This window comes from Streptomyces sp. CA-243310, assembly GCF_050936775.1.
In the GTDB taxonomy this organism is placed as follows: domain Bacteria; phylum Actinomycetota; class Actinomycetes; order Streptomycetales; family Streptomycetaceae; genus Streptomyces.
In genome coordinates, this window is record NZ_JBNJMF010000002.1 from 3,466,425 (window position 1) to 3,487,434 (window position 21,010).

Annotated in this window: 30 protein-coding genes and 1 pseudogene; all 31 read left to right on the forward strand. The window is 72.4% G+C overall.

From position 1 onward, the window contains the following. Nucleotides 1–15 precede the first annotated feature (15 nt). Nucleotides 16–381 carry a hypothetical protein gene (locus ACQEVM_RS33210; RefSeq protein ID WP_433085188.1) on the forward strand — a complete coding sequence of 122 codons (366 nt, stop codon included), beginning with the start codon at nucleotides 16–18 and terminating at the stop codon, nucleotides 379–381. Next, on the forward strand, nucleotides 378–749 hold the full coding sequence (locus tag ACQEVM_RS33215) for a hypothetical protein (RefSeq protein WP_433085190.1): 372 nt from the start codon (nucleotides 378–380) through the stop codon (nucleotides 747–749). The genes ACQEVM_RS33210 and ACQEVM_RS33215 overlap by 4 nt, the downstream gene beginning before the upstream one ends. Beyond that, a complete protein-coding gene (locus tag ACQEVM_RS33220) occupies nucleotides 746–1,804 on the forward strand; it encodes an ERF family protein (RefSeq protein WP_433085191.1) in 1,059 nt (352 codons plus the stop codon). Before ACQEVM_RS33215 ends, ACQEVM_RS33220 begins: the two co-directional genes overlap by 4 nt. Next, on the forward strand, nucleotides 1,801–2,430 hold the full coding sequence (locus ACQEVM_RS33225) for a hypothetical protein (protein WP_433085193.1): 630 nt from the start codon (nucleotides 1,801–1,803) through the stop codon (nucleotides 2,428–2,430). The genes ACQEVM_RS33220 and ACQEVM_RS33225 overlap by 4 nt, the downstream gene beginning before the upstream one ends. After that, the gene (locus ACQEVM_RS33230) at nucleotides 2,427–3,011 is read left to right on the forward strand and encodes a hypothetical protein (protein ID WP_433085195.1); all 585 of its coding nucleotides are present in this window, start codon (nucleotides 2,427–2,429) and stop codon (nucleotides 3,009–3,011) included. Before ACQEVM_RS33225 ends, ACQEVM_RS33230 begins: the two co-directional genes overlap by 4 nt. Before the next feature lie 75 nt (nucleotides 3,012–3,086). Further along, nucleotides 3,087–3,959, forward strand: coding sequence for a hypothetical protein (locus tag ACQEVM_RS33235; RefSeq protein WP_433085197.1), 873 nt, complete (start codon nucleotides 3,087–3,089; stop codon nucleotides 3,957–3,959). Then, nucleotides 3,956–4,639, forward strand: coding sequence for a zinc finger domain-containing protein (locus tag ACQEVM_RS33240; protein WP_433085199.1), 684 nt, complete (start codon nucleotides 3,956–3,958; stop codon nucleotides 4,637–4,639). Before ACQEVM_RS33235 ends, ACQEVM_RS33240 begins: the two co-directional genes overlap by 4 nt. Nucleotides 4,640–4,756: 117 nt before the next feature. After that, a complete protein-coding gene (locus ACQEVM_RS33245; protein ID WP_433085201.1) occupies nucleotides 4,757–5,269 on the forward strand; it encodes an HNH endonuclease signature motif containing protein in 513 nt (170 codons plus the stop codon). Between the two features lie 2 nt (nucleotides 5,270–5,271). Beyond that, complete coding sequence (locus tag ACQEVM_RS33250) at nucleotides 5,272–5,721, forward strand: single-stranded DNA-binding protein (protein ID WP_433085203.1); 450 nt, start codon at nucleotides 5,272–5,274, stop codon at nucleotides 5,719–5,721. Between the two features lie 89 nt (nucleotides 5,722–5,810). Further along, nucleotides 5,811–6,278, forward strand: coding sequence for a hypothetical protein (locus ACQEVM_RS33255; RefSeq protein ID WP_433085205.1), 468 nt, complete (start codon nucleotides 5,811–5,813; stop codon nucleotides 6,276–6,278). After that, nucleotides 6,275–6,460 carry a hypothetical protein gene (locus ACQEVM_RS33260; RefSeq protein WP_433085207.1) on the forward strand — a complete coding sequence of 62 codons (186 nt, stop codon included), beginning with the start codon at nucleotides 6,275–6,277 and terminating at the stop codon, nucleotides 6,458–6,460. The genes ACQEVM_RS33255 and ACQEVM_RS33260 overlap by 4 nt, the downstream gene beginning before the upstream one ends. After that, complete coding sequence (locus ACQEVM_RS33265) at nucleotides 6,457–7,143, forward strand: hypothetical protein (protein ID WP_433085209.1); 687 nt, start codon at nucleotides 6,457–6,459, stop codon at nucleotides 7,141–7,143. Before ACQEVM_RS33260 ends, ACQEVM_RS33265 begins: the two co-directional genes overlap by 4 nt. 31 nt (nucleotides 7,144–7,174) lie before the next feature. Continuing rightward, nucleotides 7,175–8,038 (forward strand): hypothetical protein, encoded by an 864-nt coding sequence (locus ACQEVM_RS33270; protein ID WP_433085211.1) that lies wholly within the window; start codon nucleotides 7,175–7,177, stop codon nucleotides 8,036–8,038. A 119-nt stretch (nucleotides 8,039–8,157) separates the two neighbouring features. Then, nucleotides 8,158–9,612: a hypothetical protein gene (locus tag ACQEVM_RS33275; protein ID WP_433085213.1), complete on the forward strand. Its 1,455-nt coding sequence runs from the start codon at nucleotides 8,158–8,160 to the stop codon at nucleotides 9,610–9,612. Nucleotides 9,613–9,672: 60 nt separating this feature from the next. Continuing rightward, nucleotides 9,673–10,449, forward strand: a complete 777-nt coding sequence (locus tag ACQEVM_RS33280; protein WP_433085215.1) for a hypothetical protein — start codon at nucleotides 9,673–9,675, stop codon at nucleotides 10,447–10,449. A gap of 79 nt (nucleotides 10,450–10,528) precedes the next feature. After that, a complete protein-coding gene (locus ACQEVM_RS33285) occupies nucleotides 10,529–10,873 on the forward strand; it encodes a hypothetical protein (RefSeq protein ID WP_433085217.1) in 345 nt (114 codons plus the stop codon). A gap of 138 nt (nucleotides 10,874–11,011) precedes the next feature. Further along, nucleotides 11,012–11,524, forward strand: a complete 513-nt coding sequence (locus tag ACQEVM_RS33290; RefSeq protein ID WP_433085219.1) for a helix-turn-helix domain-containing protein — start codon at nucleotides 11,012–11,014, stop codon at nucleotides 11,522–11,524. 4 nt (nucleotides 11,525–11,528) lie between these two features. Continuing rightward, nucleotides 11,529–12,818, forward strand: a complete 1,290-nt coding sequence (locus ACQEVM_RS33295; protein ID WP_433085221.1) for a PBSX family phage terminase large subunit — start codon at nucleotides 11,529–11,531, stop codon at nucleotides 12,816–12,818. Next, on the forward strand, nucleotides 12,815–13,054 hold the full coding sequence (locus ACQEVM_RS33300) for a hypothetical protein (protein ID WP_433085223.1): 240 nt from the start codon (nucleotides 12,815–12,817) through the stop codon (nucleotides 13,052–13,054). Before ACQEVM_RS33295 ends, ACQEVM_RS33300 begins: the two co-directional genes overlap by 4 nt. Beyond that, complete coding sequence (locus ACQEVM_RS33305) at nucleotides 13,041–14,525, forward strand: phage capsid protein (protein WP_433085225.1); 1,485 nt, start codon at nucleotides 13,041–13,043, stop codon at nucleotides 14,523–14,525. The genes ACQEVM_RS33300 and ACQEVM_RS33305 overlap by 14 nt, the downstream gene beginning before the upstream one ends. A gap of 17 nt (nucleotides 14,526–14,542) precedes the next feature. Further along, on the forward strand, nucleotides 14,543–16,756 hold the full coding sequence (locus ACQEVM_RS33310; RefSeq protein WP_433073024.1) for a phage minor capsid protein: 2,214 nt from the start codon (nucleotides 14,543–14,545) through the stop codon (nucleotides 16,754–16,756). Nucleotides 16,757–16,761: 5 nt separating this feature from the next. Continuing rightward, nucleotides 16,762–16,932, forward strand: coding sequence for an Rmf/CrpP fold protein (locus ACQEVM_RS33315; protein ID WP_433073027.1), 171 nt, complete (start codon nucleotides 16,762–16,764; stop codon nucleotides 16,930–16,932). A gap of 108 nt (nucleotides 16,933–17,040) precedes the next feature. Beyond that, entirely contained in the window at nucleotides 17,041–17,715 is a 675-nt protein-coding gene (locus ACQEVM_RS33320) for a hypothetical protein (protein WP_433073030.1), read from the forward strand. 15 nt (nucleotides 17,716–17,730) lie between these two features. Next, nucleotides 17,731–18,585 carry a phage head protein gene (locus tag ACQEVM_RS33325; protein ID WP_433073033.1) on the forward strand — a complete coding sequence of 285 codons (855 nt, stop codon included), beginning with the start codon at nucleotides 17,731–17,733 and terminating at the stop codon, nucleotides 18,583–18,585. Nucleotides 18,586–18,605: 20 nt separating this feature from the next. Continuing rightward, nucleotides 18,606–18,761 carry a hypothetical protein gene (locus tag ACQEVM_RS33330; protein WP_433073036.1) on the forward strand — a complete coding sequence of 52 codons (156 nt, stop codon included), beginning with the start codon at nucleotides 18,606–18,608 and terminating at the stop codon, nucleotides 18,759–18,761. Between the two features lie 4 nt (nucleotides 18,762–18,765). Beyond that, nucleotides 18,766–19,155: a hypothetical protein gene (locus tag ACQEVM_RS33335; RefSeq protein ID WP_433073039.1), complete on the forward strand. Its 390-nt coding sequence runs from the start codon at nucleotides 18,766–18,768 to the stop codon at nucleotides 19,153–19,155. Further along, complete coding sequence (locus tag ACQEVM_RS33340; RefSeq protein WP_433073042.1) at nucleotides 19,152–19,469, forward strand: hypothetical protein; 318 nt, start codon at nucleotides 19,152–19,154, stop codon at nucleotides 19,467–19,469. The genes ACQEVM_RS33335 and ACQEVM_RS33340 overlap by 4 nt, the downstream gene beginning before the upstream one ends. After that, nucleotides 19,466–19,816 carry a hypothetical protein gene (locus ACQEVM_RS33345; protein WP_433073045.1) on the forward strand — a complete coding sequence of 117 codons (351 nt, stop codon included), beginning with the start codon at nucleotides 19,466–19,468 and terminating at the stop codon, nucleotides 19,814–19,816. Before ACQEVM_RS33340 ends, ACQEVM_RS33345 begins: the two co-directional genes overlap by 4 nt. Further along, nucleotides 19,809–20,216: a minor capsid protein gene (locus tag ACQEVM_RS33350; protein ID WP_433073048.1), complete on the forward strand. Its 408-nt coding sequence runs from the start codon at nucleotides 19,809–19,811 to the stop codon at nucleotides 20,214–20,216. The genes ACQEVM_RS33345 and ACQEVM_RS33350 overlap by 8 nt, the downstream gene beginning before the upstream one ends. A 17-nt stretch (nucleotides 20,217–20,233) precedes the next feature. Continuing rightward, nucleotides 20,234–20,701 (forward strand): phage tail tube protein, encoded by a 468-nt coding sequence (locus ACQEVM_RS33355; RefSeq protein ID WP_433073051.1) that lies wholly within the window; start codon nucleotides 20,234–20,236, stop codon nucleotides 20,699–20,701. Then, nucleotides 20,698–21,010: pseudogene (locus ACQEVM_RS33360) on the forward strand (hypothetical protein); the annotation flags it as partial. The gene ACQEVM_RS33355 and the pseudogene ACQEVM_RS33360, both read left to right, overlap by 4 nt.

Sequence of the window (21,010 nt, forward strand, 5' to 3'; positions counted from 1 at the left end):
ATGAAAGGACTGGACGTGTCCCCCAACGCTACCCCGCAGCCGCGCCGCGCCCCTCGCGCCACCGTCGCCGTGCGCACCGTGCACCTTGCCCGCGCCCTCGCTGCACTGTCCCCCGCCATCGCCACCGTGCGCACCACACCCGTCTACAGCGACTTTTCGGGCCGCCCTCGCACGGCCACGCTGGTCACCCTCGACGACGAGCACGGCCGCCCCGTCGCCGCGGACCGTGCGACGCACCGCGCCGCGCTCGCCCTGCTGCGCCAACAGTTCACCCTCACCGACTGGACGTGCCAACGCCGCTACGACGTCCGCACGGGCCGTCTGGTGCCCCTGGCGACGCCGTTCGGCCCCCGTGAACTCACGGACGGGGCCGGCCGATGATCCACCCGCAGATCACCCCGGACGGCCGGATCCGGTGGGCGCTCGCCGCCCGCCTCGCGCCCCTGGTCGACGAGCTCGCCGTCGCCTACGCCGAGCACCCCGACGAGGTCGGCCGGCTGCTCGCCGCGCACGCCGCCAACGTCGAGCGCCTCGACTTCGCGCAGCACAGCACCGACATGCCGGAGTACGAGCGCTGCATTCGCGCGGCCGAGGCCGACGGAAGCCGCGACGCCCTGCTCGACGAGGTGCCCGCGGCCGAGCAGGTCGACGCCTACCTCGACCCGGACGACGCGATCACCTACGCCACCCGACTCACCAAGTTCGCCGCTCATGTCCGCCTCACCCGGAACAGGAACCCGCGCCCGTGACCGTGACGACTCTGCCCACGCCGCTCACCGACCCCCGCGTCTCGCCGGAGCTCGCCGCCCGCCTGATCGAGGCCGTGACCGGTCCGGTCGCGCTCCCGGCCCCCGCTCCCACGACCTACGAGCCCGCCCCCGAGGGTGCGCCGGCCGACGCCCCGCGGGTGTTCGCCGCGATCAATTCGGTGATGCGGGACACGATGCCCGTGGGGAAGAACCAGAAGAACGCCCAGCAGAACTACGCCTTCCGTGGCATCGACGACGTCATGAGCGCGATGGCCGGCCCGATGCGGGCGCACGGCGTGTTCGTCCTGCCGACCATCGCCGGGCAGCGCCAGGAGCGGGAAGGGAAGATGACCCGGACCGTCATCACCATGCGCTACCGGGTCTACGGGCCCGCGGGTGACTGCCTGATCGCCGAAGTTCCGGGAGAGGCCAGCGACTTCGCGGACAAGTCGATGAACAAGGCCCAGTCGGCCGCGCTCAAATACCTGCTTTTCACCCTGTTCATGCTGCCGGTCGACGGTCGGTCCATCGATGACGGAGACCGCGATCACCCGGTACAGCCGACGCCCGAGCACCGCGCCGAGTACGCCCAGAAGCAGCAGCGCCAGACCCGCGGGCAGCGCGGGCAGCGTCAGTCGCAGCAGCCCCGAGCCGAGCAGACCCCCGTGGGCGCCGCGGAACAGCCGACCGCCCCGCCGGCCGCACCACGTCGCGACTACCTCGCCGAGGCCAAGGCCGCGCCCAACCCGGATGCGTTCGCCGCAGTGCGCGCCGCCGCCGTGACGGCCGGGGCCCCCGAGGGCTACCTCGCGAGCCTCGACGCCGTTGCCGCGGAGAAGCGCGCCCAGGCCCAGCAGATGACCGGGGAGGACCCCGAACACGCCGTCGCACTCGGCGAGATGTACGACGCGGCCAAGTCCGCAGGGGTTGACCGGGCCGAGGCCGACCAGTTGTTCAGCACCCGTCACCAGTGCGCGCCGGCCGCCGCCACGATCGCCCAGCTTCGAGAGCAGCGCGACGACCTGCTCGACGTCGTGAGGGGAGCAACCGCATGACGACCGCGACCGACCGCGACCAAGCATGCGCCGATGCCGCCGCCGCGACCGCCTCGACCACGGCCGCCGACGAGCAGGCCGCGCCGACGCTGCGCGAGCTCGCCCTCGAAGAGGCCGCCCTCGACCTGCTCGCCGCACGCGTAGCCGCCGCCAAGAAGGACGTGCGCAGCCGGATGCAAACGGCCCTCGACGGCGCCGCCCGCCGCGACGGAGTCGAGCGTGTCGTCGCCACCCTGCCCAACGGCGAGACCGTCGCAACGATCTCTCTCCGGGCGGGGGCGACCGGGCCGGTCGTCGTCGACGAGGACCAGCTCGCCCGATGGCTCCGGCAGACCTACCCCGCCCAGGAGTGGACGACCACGCGACTTGTCCGTGAGGTGCGCCCGTGGAAGCTCGCCGAGCTGGTCGCACAGATGGACGCCGCCGGCGCCACGCAGATCGTCGACCCGGACACGGGCGAGGTTCACGACGTGCCCGGAGTCCTGATCAAGCCCGTACGGGCCCGTACACACTCCCTCACGTGGAGGAAGACGGGCAAGGCCGCCGTCGGCGAAGCGTGGCGCTCCGGAGCGCTCACGGGCTACATGGCCGCCCTCACCGCCGCACCCGAGGAGTCGACCCCGTGACCGCCATAGCCCTTGACCGGGTTGCCCGTCTGCTCAACTCCCCGCCGACGTCCCCCGTGCCCGGACAGCTCGCCGTCGAGCTCACCCCCGCATCCTTGGCCACCGCGTTCGCCGCCCGCACCCGCGCCGCCGACAACGGACACCGCATATGGGTTGCCGGGGTCAACTCCCGCGGGGTGGGGCGTTTCCAGCACGCGGGACAGGCGTACACCGCCCATCAGGCCGCGTTCGCGGTCCGGACCGGTCGTATGCCCATCGGGCAGGTACGACCGTCCTGTGACCGCCCGGGGTGCTGCGAGCCGGACCACGTCGACGACCAGCCCACCCGCCAGCGGGACCGGGCCGCGCTCGCCAGCATCACGGGCATGGGACGCCGCGCACCGTCGTGCGACCACGACCAGGCCGTGCACGGCCGCCACCGGGCCGACGGCCGCCGGTACTGCGACGCCTGCAACAACGGCGTGCGGAAGCCGCGCCAGTGCGAGTACGGCAACCCCGGATGCGGTGCGGAAACGGTTCGCCCGTACCCGTGCGGGTGGCGCTGCGACGAGCACCAGCCCTCCCGCACCCGCACCCGCTAAATCCCGCGCCCCCCGGGGCGAGGCCGGCCCCGAGCCCCTCGCCCCGGGCGCCCCACTCCCAAAGGAGCAGCACCCGTGACCCTCGACGCTCAGGATTGGGTGTGGCGTCACTCCCGCACGCGCGGAAATGCCCGCCTGGCCCTGCTCGCCCTTGCCGACGCCACGACGGACGACACGGCCACCGTCCGCATGGGCACTGCCGAGATCACCCGTCGGATCAACGCGACCAAGGGCGCCGCCGTCGAGGCTCTACAGCGCGCCATTGCGTCGGGTGAGCTGGAGATCGCCGAGCCCGCCAAGGGGAGCCGTGCCGCGCTCTACCGGATCCCCGGCGCCGTCCACTACGTCCGCCGTAGCGGTCGGGAAACCGGACCGGAAACCCAGCGGTCGGGAAACCCGACCGGTAGCCCGTTGCGGTCCGGAAACCCGACCACAACCGCACCCGATAGCGGTCCGGTTTCCCGACCGGAGCCCGGTTTCGACGACGGCGGTTTGTGGTCGGAATCCCCGACCGGTAGCGGTCGGGAAACCCACCCCCATCACTCATCCATAGGTGGAGTGAGTGAAGGAAGGAAGGAAGCCCCCACGGCGATACCGCCGGAGTTCGCCCGCCCCCTGGTCGACAAGATCACCGCCGCAGCGGTCTACCCGCGATGGGACCTCACCCCCACCGAGTGGTTCCAAATCGATGCCCTGATCAAGCGCTCTGGGGTCGACATGCTCGCCGCCGTCGCCGTCAAGGCCGCCGCCAAAAAGGACGTGTCCCACGCCCGCTACTTCCTGCGGGCATGGCTCAACCTTCCGCCGGCCGCCGCCCCTGGCACCGCCCCGCCAGCGGCCGGGGCCGACGTGATCCCCCTCGACCGATCGCCCCGCAGGGGCCGCGCCGCCAACGCCGCCGCCATGTTCGCCACCGCCGCCGGAATCTCCCAGGAGCACCACCGATGAACCGCACCGAAACCGCCGCCCTGCTCGCCTACGCCGTCAGCCTCGACCCACGCCTCGCCCCCGAGGACCAGGTCGCCGCCGACGAGCGACTCGACCAGTGGGCCGAACTCCTCGCCGCCGTTCCCGCGACCGCCCCGCACCCCGACGGCCGCGACTGGAACGCCGCGCACGTCGTTCACCACCACATATCCACCAGCCCCTACCGCATCCAACCGAGCGACGTCGGGAGCCCCTGGCAGGCATTCCGCCGCGATGTACTGCGCCGCCACGTCGACCCGGTCCCCGCCGTCGACCCCGACGACGGACGGGCCTACCGGGCCGCCCTCGCCGGCACGCGCCGCGCCATCGAAACCGGGCAAGCCGCCCCGACAACGCACCGCGAACTCACCGGCCCCATGCACAAGGACGTTGCCGACCGCCTCGCCGCACTGGGCAGCTACATGCCGCCGAGCGTCGCCGCCCAGCTCGCCCCGATGCGCCGCCGCCGCGCGGAACGCGAACGCCTCGCCACCGCCGGCCTTCCGGACCCGCTCAGCGTCCCGTGCCCGTACGAGACCTGCCGAGCCCGCATCGGCCACCCGTGCCGGTCGGGCGGGAAGAAGCGCCACGAGCGCGTGACGCCCCACCCCTCGCGACTTGACGTCGCCGTTTCCCACCAGCGCAGCCAGTCGGCCGCATAGGGAAAACGGAGAAGCCAACGCCCCACCTCGTTCGCTATCGTCCACTCATGGACGGACTCAATCCGTCCATGGAATGACATTTGGTTCGACCTACATCCCGCAGGAGGTACCTCCCCGATGACCAGGAAACTCCCCGCCGAGCGCTTCGCCGCCAAGGTCAACCCGGCCGGCCCCCTGCCTCTCATCCGCGGAGTCATCGGCCCCTGTCACCTGTGGGAAGGCAGCACCAACGCCGCCGGCTACGGCACCTTTTGGGCAGGCCAATCCGTCAAGGCCCACCGATTCGCCTATGAGCAGGCCCGCGGCCCCATACCCACCGGCCTCGAACTCGACCACCGATGCCGCCAACGCGCGTGCGTCCGCGTCTCCCACCTCGATGCCGTCACCCACCGCGTCAACATCCTGCGCAGCTCCAACCACGTCGCCCACCGCGCCGCCGTCACGCAATGCCCCGCCGGCCACCCGTACGACGCCGCCAACACCTACCGAGCACCGAACGGCACCCGAAAGTGCCGCGCCTGCAACGCCACCCGCACCCGCAACACCCGCGCCATCAAGCGCGAGGCCCAACTCGCCGCCGTTACCCCCCTTCACCCCCGCACCGACCCCACCCTCGAAAGGGCCGCCTAACCATGTCCGGAGAAACCACCATCACCGTCATAGGCAACGTGGTTGCCGACCCCGAGCTCAGGTTCACCCCGTCCGGCGCCGCCGTCACGAACTTCCGCATCGCCTCGACACCGCGCAAGTACGACAAGCAGGCGAACCAGTGGACCGACGGCGAGCCCCTGTTCCTCTCCGTCGCCGTGTGGCGCCAGCAGGCCGAACACGTCGCCGAGTCGATCACCCGCGGCTCCCGCGTGATCGTCGTGGGCAGCCTCACCCAGCGCCAGTACGAAGCCGGCGACGGTACCAAGCGCAGCAGCTACGAGATCCAGGCCGAGGAAGTCGGCCCATCCCTGCTTCGCGCCACCGCCAACGTCGCCAAGGCCCCCACCGTCAACGCTCCGCAACCCGCATACGACCAGCAGCCCGCACACAACCCGTGGGCCCCGCAGAACAGCGGACAGCCCCCGTTCTAACCCCTCGCCGCGACCGGTCCGCGCGACCGGTCGCGGCCCCTCCCGCGCGCAGGAGCAGCACCCCCACCCCGAACCAGGAGCACCACCCCGTGAACCGCACACCCGACCCCGTCGCCACGCTCGACACTCACCGCCTGATCGTCACCGTGCCGAACCACGGGCCCGCCGATGTCCGCTCGAACCTGCCGCGCCCCACGGCCGCCGCCATGCTGCGCCACCTCGCCGACGAGCTCGCCGCCGAGCAGCCCCTCGCCGCGCTCCCCGGAGAGACGTACGCCGCCCTCACCGCCCAGCTTGCCCAGCGCCACCGCCCGGCCGAGGCCGCCCGCCTCGCCGCCAACGGCCTTGCTCACCACACCCGCGAGCTCGCCAACCTGCTCGCCGCTGTTCTCCACCGGGGCGTTCCTGCCGACGCCGGACCGACCGGGCGCTACCTGGTCTCGATCCTGCGCAGCCATGCCGTTCGCCTCGACAGCCCGCCGCGGACCGCCGTCGACGACGTCCTCGACCTTGCCGCCGCGCGCGCCGCCCGCCTCGCCCACCGGCCCCCGCGATGAACTGCGACCGCCTCGCCGCCGCCCTTGCCCCGCTCACCAACGGCATTCCCGCGCACCTGTGGCGTACCCCCACCCGCCGCGACCGGGCCCGCGCCGACCGCGCCCTCGCCCGCCTCGCCCGCACCGGGGCCACCGCACCCGCCCCACCCACCACACGCCACGCCGAGGGGACCGACCAGTGACCCGCCGCACCATGACCGAGCGCCGCCGCCGCGCCGCCGAGCGCGACACCCGCCGCGAGTCCCTGCTCGTACTACTCAACCGCATACAGCGGGGCGCACCCCTCACCCCCGCCGAGGCCGCCCTGTTGCGCGCCCACGTCACCACCGAGACCACCGAGGGCGACGAACTCAGGCGCACCGTCGCAGGCCAGCAGACCGCCATACAGCGCGCCCACGACCGCACCCGCGCCGCCGAGGACGCCATCACCGAAGCTGAGGACGACGCGCACCGCGCCCAGGCCCAGGCCGACCGAGAGCAGGCCTTCGCCCGCGCCCAGGCCGAGGCCGCCCGCCGGCACCTCGCCCGCGCCCAGGCCGCCGCCCTCACCCTCGCCCGCGTCCGCAACGCCGACTCCCTCGCCGAGGCCCTGGTCGCCGTCGCCGAACACGACGGACTCACCCCAGCCGCCGCCCTCGCCCACGCCGCAATCACCGCGCTCGCCGACCGCCCCGACATCGTCCTCGCCGAACGCGACCGCGAACACGCCATCGCCCTCGCCACCATCGAGCGCCGCGCCCAGGCCGCCGCCCGCAGCAGCAGCCAGCATCGCGCCACCGCGGACCGCAACCACGCCGCATGGCGCAGCGCCCGTACCCGCGCCCGCCGTCAGCAGGCCGAGGCCGCCGCCGGCGACCGGCCCTGATCAGCCGACCCACCACCAGGAGCAGCGCACCGTGATCACCCCCGCATTCGCGACCCTTGACCAGCTCGCCCCCGGCCCGACCCCGGCCGCGGTGCGCGCCTCCGACGACCTCGCCGCCATCCGCGAGCAGTGGGGTGACCTGCTCGCCGCAATCAGCCGGCCCCCCGCCGCCGAGTGGCCGCCCCGCGACTCCCGCGCCTACATCGACGGACACCTCGCCGAGCAGGCCGCCGCCGAGGACGAGGCCGACGAGCAGATCGGCCGCATGCCGCTGGTTCTGCGCGAGCACCCCGCACCCGTGAACCTGGTGGCCCTCGACGCGGCCCTCGACGTCGAGGTCGCCCTGTTCGAGCTCGCCGACCAGGTTGCCGAGTACGCGCAGCGGCCGGTACAGACCACCCGCGACGCGCACGGCCGGACCGTCCGCGACGAGGACGACGCCACCGACCCCGCCCGTTGGCACGTCACGAGCTACCGGGACGCCGGCCCCGCGGACGTCATCGCCCACGGGAGCCGGGCGTACGGGCTGCACTGGGCAGCGCTCTGGATAGCCGGCCGTCTGCTCGCCGAGGACGTCGCCGAGGGAGACCTGTTCAGCACCGTGCCCGTGCGCGTGCTCGACCAGGCCGCCGCCGTCGCCCGCCACGCCAGGCAGACCGTCGAGCGGGCACTCGGCAGAGACGGGCGGACCACCACGCTCGCCGAACCCTGCCCGTCATGCACTGGCGAGCTCACGGCGCACACACGCGCCGGGGGCGAGCCGTACGTGACCTGCTCGACCGGCGAGGCGTGCCCCGCACCTGCACCCCTCGAACGGGGCCGCCGCACGTGGCGAGGCGCGGACCTGGTCGACCTGTACGTCGCGCTGAACACGGCCCGACAGACCCATAATTGATCTGAGTTCAATTCTCTTGTGATGTGGGATCAACATGGGCTAGGGTCGCGACTGTTGGGCTTCCACCCCGACACCCCGGGCTTCCACCCCGGACCACCACAACCACGGGAGCAACCCCCATGGACACCTACGCCCACGGCTACGGCAACACCGGCCACTACGCCCGCCCCGGTACCCACACGAGCTACTGCGGTCGCGAGCTCATGCACGAGCCGAACACCCCGATCGCCGCCCGCATCTGCAAGGCGTGCGCCAAGGCAGAGCAGGCCGACCGCGTGGCCGCCGGGGAGGTCGCCGCCGACCGCGCCATCGAGGGCCCGACCCTGGCCGAGCGGGCGCACGTCCGCTACTGCTTGGTTGGCACCGGCCGCCGCGTGCACTACTCGAACAACGACGACACCCTGTGTGGACGCGAGGTCACCGAGTACGACGACGGTTCGGCCCTGCTCAAGAAGGGCACCGCGCTGTGCACCCCGTGCGGCAAGGCCGCCGAGCACCGCGCCTACGCACGCTCGCTCGCCGCCGCCTCGCCCCTGGCCGCCGCGGCCGTCGAGGTCGCCGAGATCGTCGAGGCCGTCGACCCCCGCGCCTTCCTGCGCGCCGCCGTACTGCGCGAGGGGGGCGAGTGGAACGTCGAGCGCGTCACCGCCCTGTACGACGCCGCGGGCATCACCGTCGACCGCAACACCCGATGGGGCTTTCTGGTCAACCTCGCTGAGGACGAGCACCTGTTGACCCCGTTCGACAAGCGCGGAACCTTCACTGCCACCCCGGCCGCCGTTCAGGAGGCCACCGCGTTCGACGCCACCACCCGCGCCGTCGACGCCGTCGAGCACGCCGAGGAGACCGACGCCCAGGTCGAGACCGTCGAGGAGGCCGAGGCCCTGTACGCCGCCGCCTTGGTTACCGAAGCCGAGGCCGACGCGGGCACGTGGCGAGGCGAGTGGATTGGCGAGCAGCCGACCGCCCTCACCCTGTTCGACGTCGAGCAGCCGGCCGAACAGGGCGCCCTGTTCACCGACGCTGCGCCCGCAGAAGAGGCGACCACACCGGTCCGTGTCCGCGTCCGATTCGACCCCGCCACGATCGAGCGCCACGTCGCCAAGGCCGCCGTAGACCGTGCCGCCTTCCGCGCCGAAATGGACGCCCGCAAGGCCGCCGAGGCAGCTCGCTACGGGACTCCCACCCGCGCCACCGCCCGCCGTGTCGTCGAGGGCGTCATCGTCGGGCACGCGGGCACCAGCGAGGGCAGCATGCCCAGCAACGCCACCCACCCGGACGTCATTGCCGCCCGCGAAGCTTTGGCCGGGCTCGCCGTTGCCCGCCTCACGGAACACCACGACGTGAGCGCACCGACCGCCGAGGAGCAGACCGCACGCGGCTACATGATCGAACCGCGCGGGAGCCGGCGAGTGGCCGTCTACTGGCTTGAGGGCGGGGCGACCATCCGCCGCGACACCCTCTTGCACGGGGCCGCCCTCGACTGCCTCGCCCACCGCCTGAACAGCCGAGGATGGAACACCGAGCCCTTGCGCGCATCCTCCCTGTGCGTGTTCGCCTGGCGCCCCGCATAGGCCCACCCGCCCGCCCCACGCCCGTGGGGCGGGCCCCGACCACCACCAGGAGCAGCAGCCATGAGCGACGAGCAGAAGCGCGACCGGGCCGAGGCCCAGTCCTACCAGCGCGCCGACTCCTCGAAGTTCCCCACGGCCCCCGCTGGCCAACAGGCATCGGTCGAGGGAGCCGCCGCCGCTTCCGGGTGGCAGATTGCCAAGAGGGCCGGAGCCGCCCGCGCCAAGATCGATTCGCCGGCCGCGGCCGTACTCCGAGAGAAGATGCTCGCCCTGCTCGACGAGTTCGACACCACCGCCGACACCGCCCGGTCCGGGAATGAAGCGGGCCACGAAATCGGGCACCTTGCCGAGGGGTACGCCCAAGCCACTTCCCACGACGCGCGCGAGCGGATCGTCGCGGAGTTCGCCGAGCATGCAAGCCTGCCCGCGGCCGGATTGATCCGCCGCGCCGCCAAGGCCCTCGAATCGCACCTCCCCGCCCTGATCATCGAGCACCACATCGGCGGACAGTCGGCCGCCGGAATCGCGCGAGAGCTGGGCTACAGCCACCCGACGTACGTGCACAAGACCATCCGCGACAACCCATGGGAAGCGGTCTGGACGCTCTACCGCGCCGCGGACGGAGACACCTGGGAGCAGGCCACGGCCGGCACCTGCACGACCACTGAGAGCGCCGAGAACCTCGCCGAGCAGTTGCTCAGCCAACAGCTTGACGTCGAGCTCAGCCGCCGCAACGTACGTCTGTGCGTCTGGCGCAGCGGCGACGAGAACGAGCAGGACCCTGACTTTGCCCGCGCGTGGTCCGACCGCGAGGCCGACACCCCGCACAACCACTGACCCGAAACAGACGCGGGCCCGGGGGAGCTTCCACCTTCCACACCGGGCCCGACTAACCAGAACGGGAGCAACCCCCGCCATGGCCAAGGCCAAGCCTACCGAGAGCCGACCCAAGAACCTGTCCGTGCGCCGCGACGAGACCCTCGACCAGGCCCTCGCCGTTCTCACCCGCACGGGCATGAACGAGTCCGACGCGGTGCGCCTCGCCGTGTCCTTCCTTGCCCACGCGTGGGGCGACCTGTGGGACAGCGGCGTACTGCCCGAGGGCGTTGCCCCACGGGTGTTCAGGATGCAGACCGCCTTGCAGGACATGCCCGGGGCGCCGACCAGCGCGTATGGCGCCCGCCCTACGCCGTCGGCCGCCCCGCGCGACCGGTCGCAGCCAACGCCCCACGCGCGCCCCACGATCCCGATTGCGTCGTGACCTTTCCGTGACCTAGAGTCGGGACCGACCCCGGCATGCCCGGAAACAGAAGGTCCAACAGCGCCCCGCCAACCCCCCGGCGGGGCGCTGTTGCATGCCCGCCCCCGCGGGCCCGCGGCCGTGCAGGAGGTGAGCCCCATGGCGCGCCCCATCACCGAGAAGGACCGCACCGCGGTTCGCCGTCTGCACTCCCAGGGCAAGACCCGCAACGACATTGCCCGCACCATCGGGCGCAGCCCCTCGACGGTGTCCAAGATCGCCGCGGCGTGCGACCCGCCGCTCACCTTCGACCGCGGGCCCGAAGTCGTGGCCGCCACCGAGGCGCGCCGCATCGACCTCGCCGCCCGCCGTACCGAGCTCGCCACCGCGCTCCACCAGGACGCCGAACGATTGCGCGCCCAGCTCTGGGAGCCGTGCACGATCGGGGCGTTCGGAGGCAAAGACAACGTGTGGTCCGAGACCCGCCTCGAACGCCCGACGTTCGGCGATCAGCGCGCCATCCTCGCCGCCACCGGCACCGCCATTGAGAAGAGCCTCAAGCTTTCGCCGGCCGAGGGTGGCGAGGGTGCCGAGCAGGTGCGTTCGATGCTCGGCGCACTCGGCGAGGCCCTGACCCGCGCAGCCGACGACGGGGGCGCCGACGGGGGGTGAGCCGGTGCTCGACCTCGACCGCCTGCCCCTCTCCCGTAAGCAGCTTCGTTCGATCGGCCGGGCCACCGCCCGAATCAATTTGTGGCACGGCAGCGTCCGCAGCGGAAAGACGATCGCCTCATTGTTGGCGTTCGTTATTGCCGTTGCCACCGCCGGCCCGTCCGGCCTGATCGTCATAGCGGGGCGCAGCCTCCAGACGATCGAGCGGAACTGTCTGGAGCCGCTCCAGGACCCCGCCCTGTTCGGCCCCCTGGCACGCCACATTCAGCACACCCGGGGCGCCACCACCGCGACGATCTTGGGCCGCACCGTCCACCTGATCGGCGCCGCGGACGCCCGCGCCGAGGGCCGGCTACGTGGTCTCACCGCGCAGCTCGCGTACGTCGACGAGGCAACCCTCATGCCCGAGGGCTTTTGGGTACAGCTCCTCGCCCGCCTCTCCGTGCCGGGTGCCCGCCTGTTCGCCACGACGAACCCGGACAGCCCGCGGCACTGGCTCAAGACCGGCTACATCGACCGCGCCGCGGAACTCAACCTGCGTGCCTGGCACTTCCGCCTTGCCGACAACCCGAGCTTGTCACCCGAGTACGTTGCCGACCTGTCCGCCGAGTACGTCGGACTGTGGCGCCGCCGCATGATCGACGGCGCATGGTGCGTCGCCGAGGGCGCCATCTACGACCAGTGGGACGAGGCCGAGCACGTCGTCGACACCCTGCCCGAGCTACGCCGCACGTGGCTGGGCATCGACTACGGCACCACGAACCCGTTCGCCGCAATCCTGCTCGGCGAGGGCGTCGACGGCCGGCTGTACGCGGCGGCCGAGTGGCGCCACGACAGCAAGGCCAGCCACCGACAGATGACCGATGCGCAGTACAGCGCCGCCGTACTGCGCTGGCTCACCGAGTGGCGACACCCCGATGCCGCCGCGGACTCCCCGGCCGGGGTCACCCCCGAGTGGACGTTCATCGACCCCAGCGCCGCGAGCTTCATCACGCAGATGTGGCAGGACGGAGCGCCCGGCCTCGCCCGCGCCAATAACAGCGTCGTCGACGGCATCCGGTCTGTGTCCTCGCTCCTCGCCGCCCGTCGCCTGCTTGTACATCGGAGCTGCACCGGCCTGCTCGAAGAGCTCCCCGGTTACAGCTGGGATCCGACCGCGACCGCCCGGGGGGAGGACAAGCCGATCAAGCTTGCCGACCACAGCGCGGACGCCTTGCGCTACGCCGTCCACTCGACCGCGCACGAGTGGCGCCACCTACTCACCAGCCGCCCGCACGAGGACCCCCCGACATGAGCAGCACCGCCATTCCCACCGTGATCACTGTCGACCAGCGCCGCGCGCTCTGTCGCGTGCTGGGCCTGCCCGCCGCTCAGGTCTACGAACTGCACGTGCACGCCCGCGAGGGCGTACGAGCGTCCCTGTACGTCCTCGACCGCGAGGGCCGAAAGATGCTGCACGGCGAGGAGCCCCTCACCGCCACCGTGCACATACCCCTTGCCGAGGAGGTGACCGCCCGTGGCACTCCCTGAGACCGGCGCCCCGTGGCCGCCCCCGCAGTGGGCACCGATTTACGACCGGATCCGTACCGATGACGCGTGGTACTCCGGCGACCCCCGCCGCCTTACCCGCGTGCACAGCACCGAGGAGCACCAGGGCGCCCGCCGCCGGCTGTGGGGGCGCCGCGAGCAGCCCCTCGCCGCCCGCCAGGACCACCGCCTACACGTGCCCCTGCCGGGCGATATCGCTTCCACGTCCGCCGACCTGCTGTTCGCGGACATGCCCGCCATCCGTACCGCCGACACGGCCACCCAGGCCCGCACCGAGCAGCTCCTCGACGAGGGCCGCGTTCAGCAGATCCTTTTGGGCGCAGCCGAGCAGGCCGCCGCCCTGTCGGGGATCTTCCTGCGGGTGACGTGGGACAAGACGCTTGCAGCCCGACCCCTGCTCACCGTCGTACAGCCCGACGCCGCGATCCCCGAGTTTCGGTTCGGCATGCTGCGTGCGTGCGTGTTCTGGGAGGAGCTCCCGGGTAGCGACGGACACACCGTGTGGCGCCACTTCGAACGGCACGAGCCCGGCCGCGTGATTCACGCCCTGTACCTGGGGACGTCCGACAACGTCGGCCGCACCGTGCCGCTCACCGAGCACCCGGCAACCGCCGACCTCGCCGAGTCCCTCGACCCGGACGGGAACGGCCAGACGATCAGCACCGGCATTCCCCTGCTCACGTGCACCTACGTGCCCAACATCGGCCCGAACCGTCTTCACCGGGGATCCCCGATCGGTAGGTCGGACTACGCCGCGCCGCTCTACGACCTGTTCGACAACCTCGACACCGTGTGGACGAGTTGGATGCGCGACATCCGCCTCGCCCGCGCCCGCCTGATCGTTCCGGCCGGCTATCTCCGCAACGACGGACCGGGCCGCGGAGCGACGTTCGAGGACCGCGAGGTATACGAGCAGCTCAACATTCCGCCCACCGAGAACGGCACCGGAATCACCCTGAGTCAGTTCGAGATCAGGGTCGAGGAGCACCAGCGCAGCGCCGAAGCGATCATGCGACAGGCCGCCCAGTCGGCCGGCTACAGCGCCCAGAGCTTCGGCCTGCACGGATCCGGTGAAGCGATCACCGCGACCGAGTCCGACAGCCGCGACCAACGGTCGATGGTGACCCGCCGGAAGAAGGCCGGCTATTGGCGACACGGGATAACGGACGCGCTGCACGTCATGCTTCTGCTCGACCGTGCCCAGTTCGGTACACCGATCACCCCGGAGCGCCCGAGCGTCGAGTTCGGCGACGGGGTTGCGGAGTCGGAGCAGCAGACCGCCACCACGCTCGACCTGCTCGCCCGCGCCGGGGCCGTTTCCACCAAGACCAAGGTGCGCATCCTCCACCCCGAATGGGACGACGACGACGTACAGGTCGAGGTCGAGGCCATCCTCGCCGAGACCGGCGCCGCCGCCCCCGATCCTGTGGGGAACTTCCCGCTCGCAGCATGACCGGCAGGGGGTGAGACGTGCCGATTCACCCGGGCATGGTCGAGCCCCTCGCCGAGCGCACCCGCAACCTGTACGCGACCGCCGAGGAACGCCTACTCGGCATCATCGCCCGGTCCCTCGCCGAAGGGCTCGACGCGCCCGGGTGGGCCGAGCGCAAGCTCGGCGCCGTCCAGGCCATGCGCCGCGCCTCACAGGCCGTCGTCGACGAGCTCGCCCAGGCCGTCACCCTCGACGTCCACGACGCGGTTGCCCAGTCGTACAACGAAGGCCACCGCGCCGCCGCCGCCGAACTGGGCGCCCTGTCCGACGAGGCCCGCGCCCTGGTCGACGACCGGCTACCGAACGCGCAGGCCGTCGACCGCCTCGCACAGGAAACCGTCGACGTCCTCACCGCCGCTCACCGCAGCATTCTGCGCACGACCGTCGACCGGTACCGGGCCGTCGTCTCCGAGGTCACGGCCACCGTGGCACTCGGGACCGTCACCCGCCGCCAAGCCACCCAAGACGCCATGCGCCGATGGGCCGACGAGGGAGTCGCCGACTTCCGCGACGTGTCCGGCCGCCGCTGGCAGCTCACCAGCTATGCGGAAATGGCCGTCCGGACAGCGACCGGCCGCGCAGCCACCGAGGCCCACACGCGGACCCTCACCGAGCACGGCGTCGACCTGGTCGTCGTGTCGAGCAGCCCGCGCGAGTGCCCGCTCTGCCGTCCGTGGGAGCGCAAGGTGTTGACGATCGGCGGGCCCGCCGGCCCCCGCACCGTGCACGTCGAGCACGCCACCCAAGACGGGGTCATGATCGCCGTGCCCGTCGCCGGATCCCTCGACGAGGCCCGCCTCGCAGGACTTCAGCACCCCAACTGTCGCCACTCCACCAGCGCTTACACCCCAGGTCTGACGCCCCTTGAGGACGCCGACAGCGACCCCGACGGGTACGAGGCCGGACAGCGACAGCGCACCCTCGAACGGAAGATCAGGGAGTACAAGCGCCGCCAGGTCGCCGCCGTCACCCCCGAGGCCAAGCAGGCCGCAGGGATCAAGGTGCGCCAGTGGCAAGGCGCCATGCGCACGCACCTCGCCGCACACCCGGAGCTCCGCCGGCTACGCCACCGCGAGCAGCCCGGCGCCTCGAACCTTCCCCAGCCGCGGACCCCCGCGACGCCCGAGCAGGTCGACGCCGCCCGGCTGTGGTCCGGCGACGAGCGGACCGCACGCGAGATGAGCGACGACCAGCTCGCCGCCGCCATGCGCTCGAACCTGCTCGACGACCGGGCCCGCGCCCGCATCGAGACCGAGGCCGACCGCCGCGACCTCGACGCCCTGCTCGACCGCGCCCGCCCCGGCGGACGCCTCGCCGACGACCTGCTCACCCTGTCCGACGACGAGCTCGCCCGGATCCTGCCGCACACCGACGACACCGACACCATGCGCGTCATGGCCGAGGTCCACCGCCGCAACCGCGCCGGCAACCTCCCCGGGGTGCGCCGGGACCTGGTGAACCTGTCCGACGACGAGCTCGCCGCCCGCTACCGCAACGCCCCCCACGACCGGGACGGCACCGCGGCCGAGGCCGCGCGCCGCGACCTGCTCGCCCGCCACTTCCCCGGGGGCACGCTGCGCGTCGACCTCGACCAGGTCGGCGACGACGAGCTCGCATGGGCCATGTCCTACGCAGACCCGGCCGAGCTCTTGCGGATCGCCGACGAGATGGACCGCCGCGACCCCGTCCCCCTGCCCGCGCCGGCCGCCACCGGCAACGCCGTCGACGACCTGCTCGCCGACCGCAACGCCCTCGCCGAGACCCTCGACCCCGCGCCCAACCCGGACGGGTGGGGAGCCCTCGCCGACGATGCCGCATGGAACGCCGCAGTAGGGGAGGGAAGGGCCGCGGCCGTCGCCGAGGAGGCCGCCGAGGAAGGGCCGCGGCTCACCCGCCGCCAAGCCCGCGAGCTGTACGACGAGCACACGTACCGGCAGTACCTCGCCGCCGAAGAAGACTGCAACGGATACCTGCTCAACAAGAAGGCCGTAGCGGCCGGACACGACCCGGGCGCCCTGTTCAGCGGGCCCGCCCGGATCGCCTACAGCCGCGCGTCCGACGAGCTGAAAGAGTGGTGGGCCAAGCACGGGCGCCTGACTCAGGCCGAGTTCATCGAGCAGGCCACCGGCCAGCGCCAGCGCTGGGCAGACGGCGCCCGCAAGAACGAATCCGACCAGCAGAACCGGAGATGACCACCATGGGAACGCGAGCCGACATCATCCGCGCGCAGCAGGAAGGCACCGAGGCCGGCCGCGGCGACGATCCGGCGACCGCCTGCCCGTACGGCCGTGACTCGATCCTCCGAACCATGTGGATCAAGGGCTACGCCGCCGCCCGCCGCGAGGCCGGACAGACCGCCGCCGAGTAGCCGCACCACCGACCAGCAGCACCCAGGGGGCCCGCCAGGAGCGGGCCCCCTTTCGCATGCCCACACGCCCGCCAGGAGCGGGCCCACCAGCCCCAGGAGGGCGACCCCATGAGCACCCCCACCCCCGGCAACCCGACCGGCCAGCAGGGCGACCCGGGCGCAGTTCCCGGGCAGGACCCGAACACCGCGCCGCCGACCCCGCCCGCGGACCCGCCGGCCCCGGCCGGCGAGGACAGCGCCGCCACGATTGCCCGACTCGAATCCGACCTCGCCGCCGCGCGCGCCGAGGCCGGCAAGGGACGGGTGACCGCCAAGCAGCAGGCCGCCGACAACGCGCGCTCCGAGCTCACCGCGCAGCTCCTCGGAATCCTCGACCCCAGCAGGGCCGGACAGCAGGCCACCCCCGAGGAGCTCACCCAGCAGCTCACCACCGCGCAGGCGCAGGCCCGACAGACCGCCGTCGAGCTCGCCGTCTACCGCACCGCCGCGGCGGCCGGGGCCGACGCCGACGCCCTGCTCGACTCCCGGACGTTCGCCGACTCCCTCGCCGACGTCGACCCCACCGACGCCGCGGCCGTCACCGCCGCGATCAAAGCCGCCGTCCTCGCGAACCCCCGTCTCGGCACCCGCCCCGCCGGCCCGACGGTCGGCGGAAGCGAGTTCAGCGGCGCGCAGCCCCAGGGCATCACCGCCGCCCAGTTCGAGCGCATGCCGTACGCGGAGCGCGCCGAACTCTTCCAGTCCGACCCCGCCACGTACCGGCGCCTCGCCGGAACCCAGTAAGCAAGGAGGGCACGAATGCCCACAACCACCGCCGACAAGCTGATCGTTCCCGAAGTCTGGGGCGACCTCGCGCAGGCCAAGTTCCTGGGGGCCGTACGCGTCCTCGGATCGGGCGCCGTCCTCACCGACGACACCCTTGTCGGTCAGCCCGGCGACACCATCGACTTCCCGACGTGGGACGCGATCGGCGATCTTGACGACCTCACCGAGGGCACGGCCATGACCACCACGGTCATGGGCCAGCGCGCCAGCAAGGCCACCATCAAGGAGGCCGGCAAGGCCGTCGAGATCACCGACAAGGCCCTCTTGACCGGGCTGGGGGACCCGCGCGCCGAGGCACAGCGCCAGTTCGGCATCCTCGCCGCCCGCAAGGTCGACGCCGCCCTGATCGCCCAGGCCGGCGCCGACGAGACCGCGCAGGGTGGCGGTACGCCGCTCAGCTTCACCACCGCGGCCGGAAAGACCAAGTTCACGTGGGCCGACGCCGTCGTACCCGCCCTCGCCCGATTCGGCGACGAGTGGGACCCGGCCGAGTTCGCCGGCCTGTTCCTCAACTCGGCGCAGCACGCCGAGGCCGCCCTCGACCCGCAGTTCATCGACGCGTCCAAGCTGGGCGCCGACACCGCCGTACGCACGGGCCAGATCGGCGCCATTGCGGGACTGCCGATCTTCGTAACCAACCGTGTCGCGGCCGGCAAGTTCCTTGTCCTCAAGCGGAACGCGCTGGGCGCCCTCTACAAGCGCCGGCCGATCGTCGAGACCGACCGCGACATCCTCAAGCGCACGACCGTGATCACCACGAACGTGCACTACGCCGTGAAGCGGCTCGACGACCGCGGGGTGTGCGTCGGCACGCTCGCCGCGACCTGATCAGGAAGGAGGCCGCCGCGATGCTGCTGCGCCGCTACCACCAGGGCGAGGAGCCCGGCCCCGAGCCGGACGCCCCGCCGAACGACGACGAGCACCAGGAGCAGGAGGCCGACAGCGCCCCGCCGCCCACCCGGGCGACGGGGCGTTCTGCTGCCCGGAAGGTGAAGGAGGAGTAACCCCGTGGGCAGGGTCTACGCCACGCCCGAGCAGCTCACCGCGTGGTCCGGGAAGCCAGCGCCCCCGGACGCCGACCGGCTGCTCGCCCGCGCATCCGAGGACGTCGACGACGCCCTCGCGACCGCCCTGTACGACACCGACCCCGCGGGCATGCCGACCGACCCCACCGTCGTGGCCGCCCTCGCCGACGCCGTTTGTGCGCAGGTCGAGTACCAGCTCGCCGCCGGAGTCGACGGCACCGGCGCCGACGACCGGTGGGAGTCGGTCAGCTTGGGCCCCCTGTCCATGTCCGGCCGCCGCACCGGCACCCAGGCCCCGGGATCCGTCGACCTCGCCCCCCGCGCGTACCGCGCCCTCACCCGCTCCGGTATCCGTCTGGGGGTGATCTGGTGAACGTCCCCGGGTGGCTACTGCCGCACCGCATCACCATCGAGCCCTACGACGGGGAGAGCGCGTACGGGCCGCTGTACGGGCCCCCGGCCGCCAACGTGCCCGCCCTGGTCACCGAGACCGTGCGCACCGTCCGCAGCCGCGACGGACGCGAGGTCACGTCCACTGCGCAAGTCATCACCGCGCCCGACGTGATCTGTCCGGCCGAGTCCCGCCTCACCCTCCCGTCCGGCCGGACCACAACCGCACTGCACATCGCCCCGCACACCGCGCCGGGCCTGCCCGTCCCCGGGACACAGGAGGTGATGTGCGAGTGAGCCGCGCCCGCCTCACATGGAACGGCGCCGCAGCGCTCCGCGGAACCCGCGAAGGCGCCGCCCGCGGACTGCGCCTCGCCGCCGAGCACGTCCTCGAACGCGCCCGCGCCCGGGTGCCGATCGAAGAGGCCACCCTCGAACGCTCCGGAGTCGCCACCATCGACGAGGCCGCCCTCACCGCGGGCGTTTCGTTCGATACGCCGTACGCCGTCCGCCAGCACGAGGACATGTCCCTACGCCACGACGGCGGCCGTACGGCCAAGTACCTCGAACGCCCCCTCGCCGAGGAGGCCGGAACGGTCGCGGAGATCATCGCCGCCCAGGTCCGCAGGTCCATGCGTGGCTGATCTCCTCGACTCCCTCGCCCGGTACCTCGCCGCCACCGGCCTACTCACCTACGACCCGGCCGGCCGCACCGGCGACACGTTCGTCGAGGCCATGCCGCCCGCGCCCGACCGGGCCGTCGCCCTGTCCCTGTACGACGCCGGACCGCCCGAGGCCCGCGACGACACCGAACAGCGCCGCCTACAGGTCCGCGTCCGCGGGACCGCCGACCCACGGGTCTCCCGCAACCGCGCCGAGGCCCTGTGCCGGGCGCTGCACGGCCGGACCGACGTCGCCCTCGCCGACGGCTCGACCCTCATCCTCGCCGCCGCCCGCGGCACCCCCGCCCCCATGGGCACCGACCCCGCCGGCCGACACGAGCACGTCGTGAATTTCGACCTCGACGTCTGCGCCGCCCCGTAATTCAGGAGGTACCCCCTATGGCCGGAACCCGGCCCATCGACGCCCGCGGTTGGACGTTCGAGGTGGAAGACGCCACGGCCCAGACGCCGAAGTGGATCCCGATTGCTGGACTTACCCAGTGGAGCCACAGCCCCGGCGAGAACGAGGAGACGGCCGAGACCACGGCTTTCGACTCCGCCGGCTACTACGAGCAGGACGTGATGCAGCGCGGCGCGTCCCTTGAACTCGAAGGTCAGTACCGCATCGACAAGACCACCAAGGCGCAGGATCCCGGACAGCTCTACATCGACACCGTGTGGGCGTACCGCTTCGGGTACGACTCCCGGGGGCGCGTCCGGTGGCGCCATGACACCCAGTCCAAGTGGGCTATATGGGAAGCTACTTGCACCCCGGGTGAGCAGTCCGGCGGGAACAACGACAAGACGTCCTGGAGCGTCTCGTTCGTCCGGTGCGGTCCGGCGACCGTTTCGGCGGTGACCCCGTGACCGACCTCGACCTCGACCAGGACCACGGGCCCGACGCGGGTCAGGCCGACGCCACCGACTTCGACGCGTTCATCGTTGAGGAGCTCGCCACTCGCCCCCGGGAACGGCTCACCCTGTACGGCAAGACGTACGTCCTGCCGGAGTCGCTCCCGATCATGTTCACGCTCCTGATGACCCGCGTGCAGGACTCCCAGGACCCCGAGGACGTCGCCAAGCTCCTCGCGATCCTGTTCGGCGGGGACGTCCTCAACACGTGGGCAGAGCACGGCATGACCGACCGGCAGCTCGGCATTCTCCTGATCTTCTCCG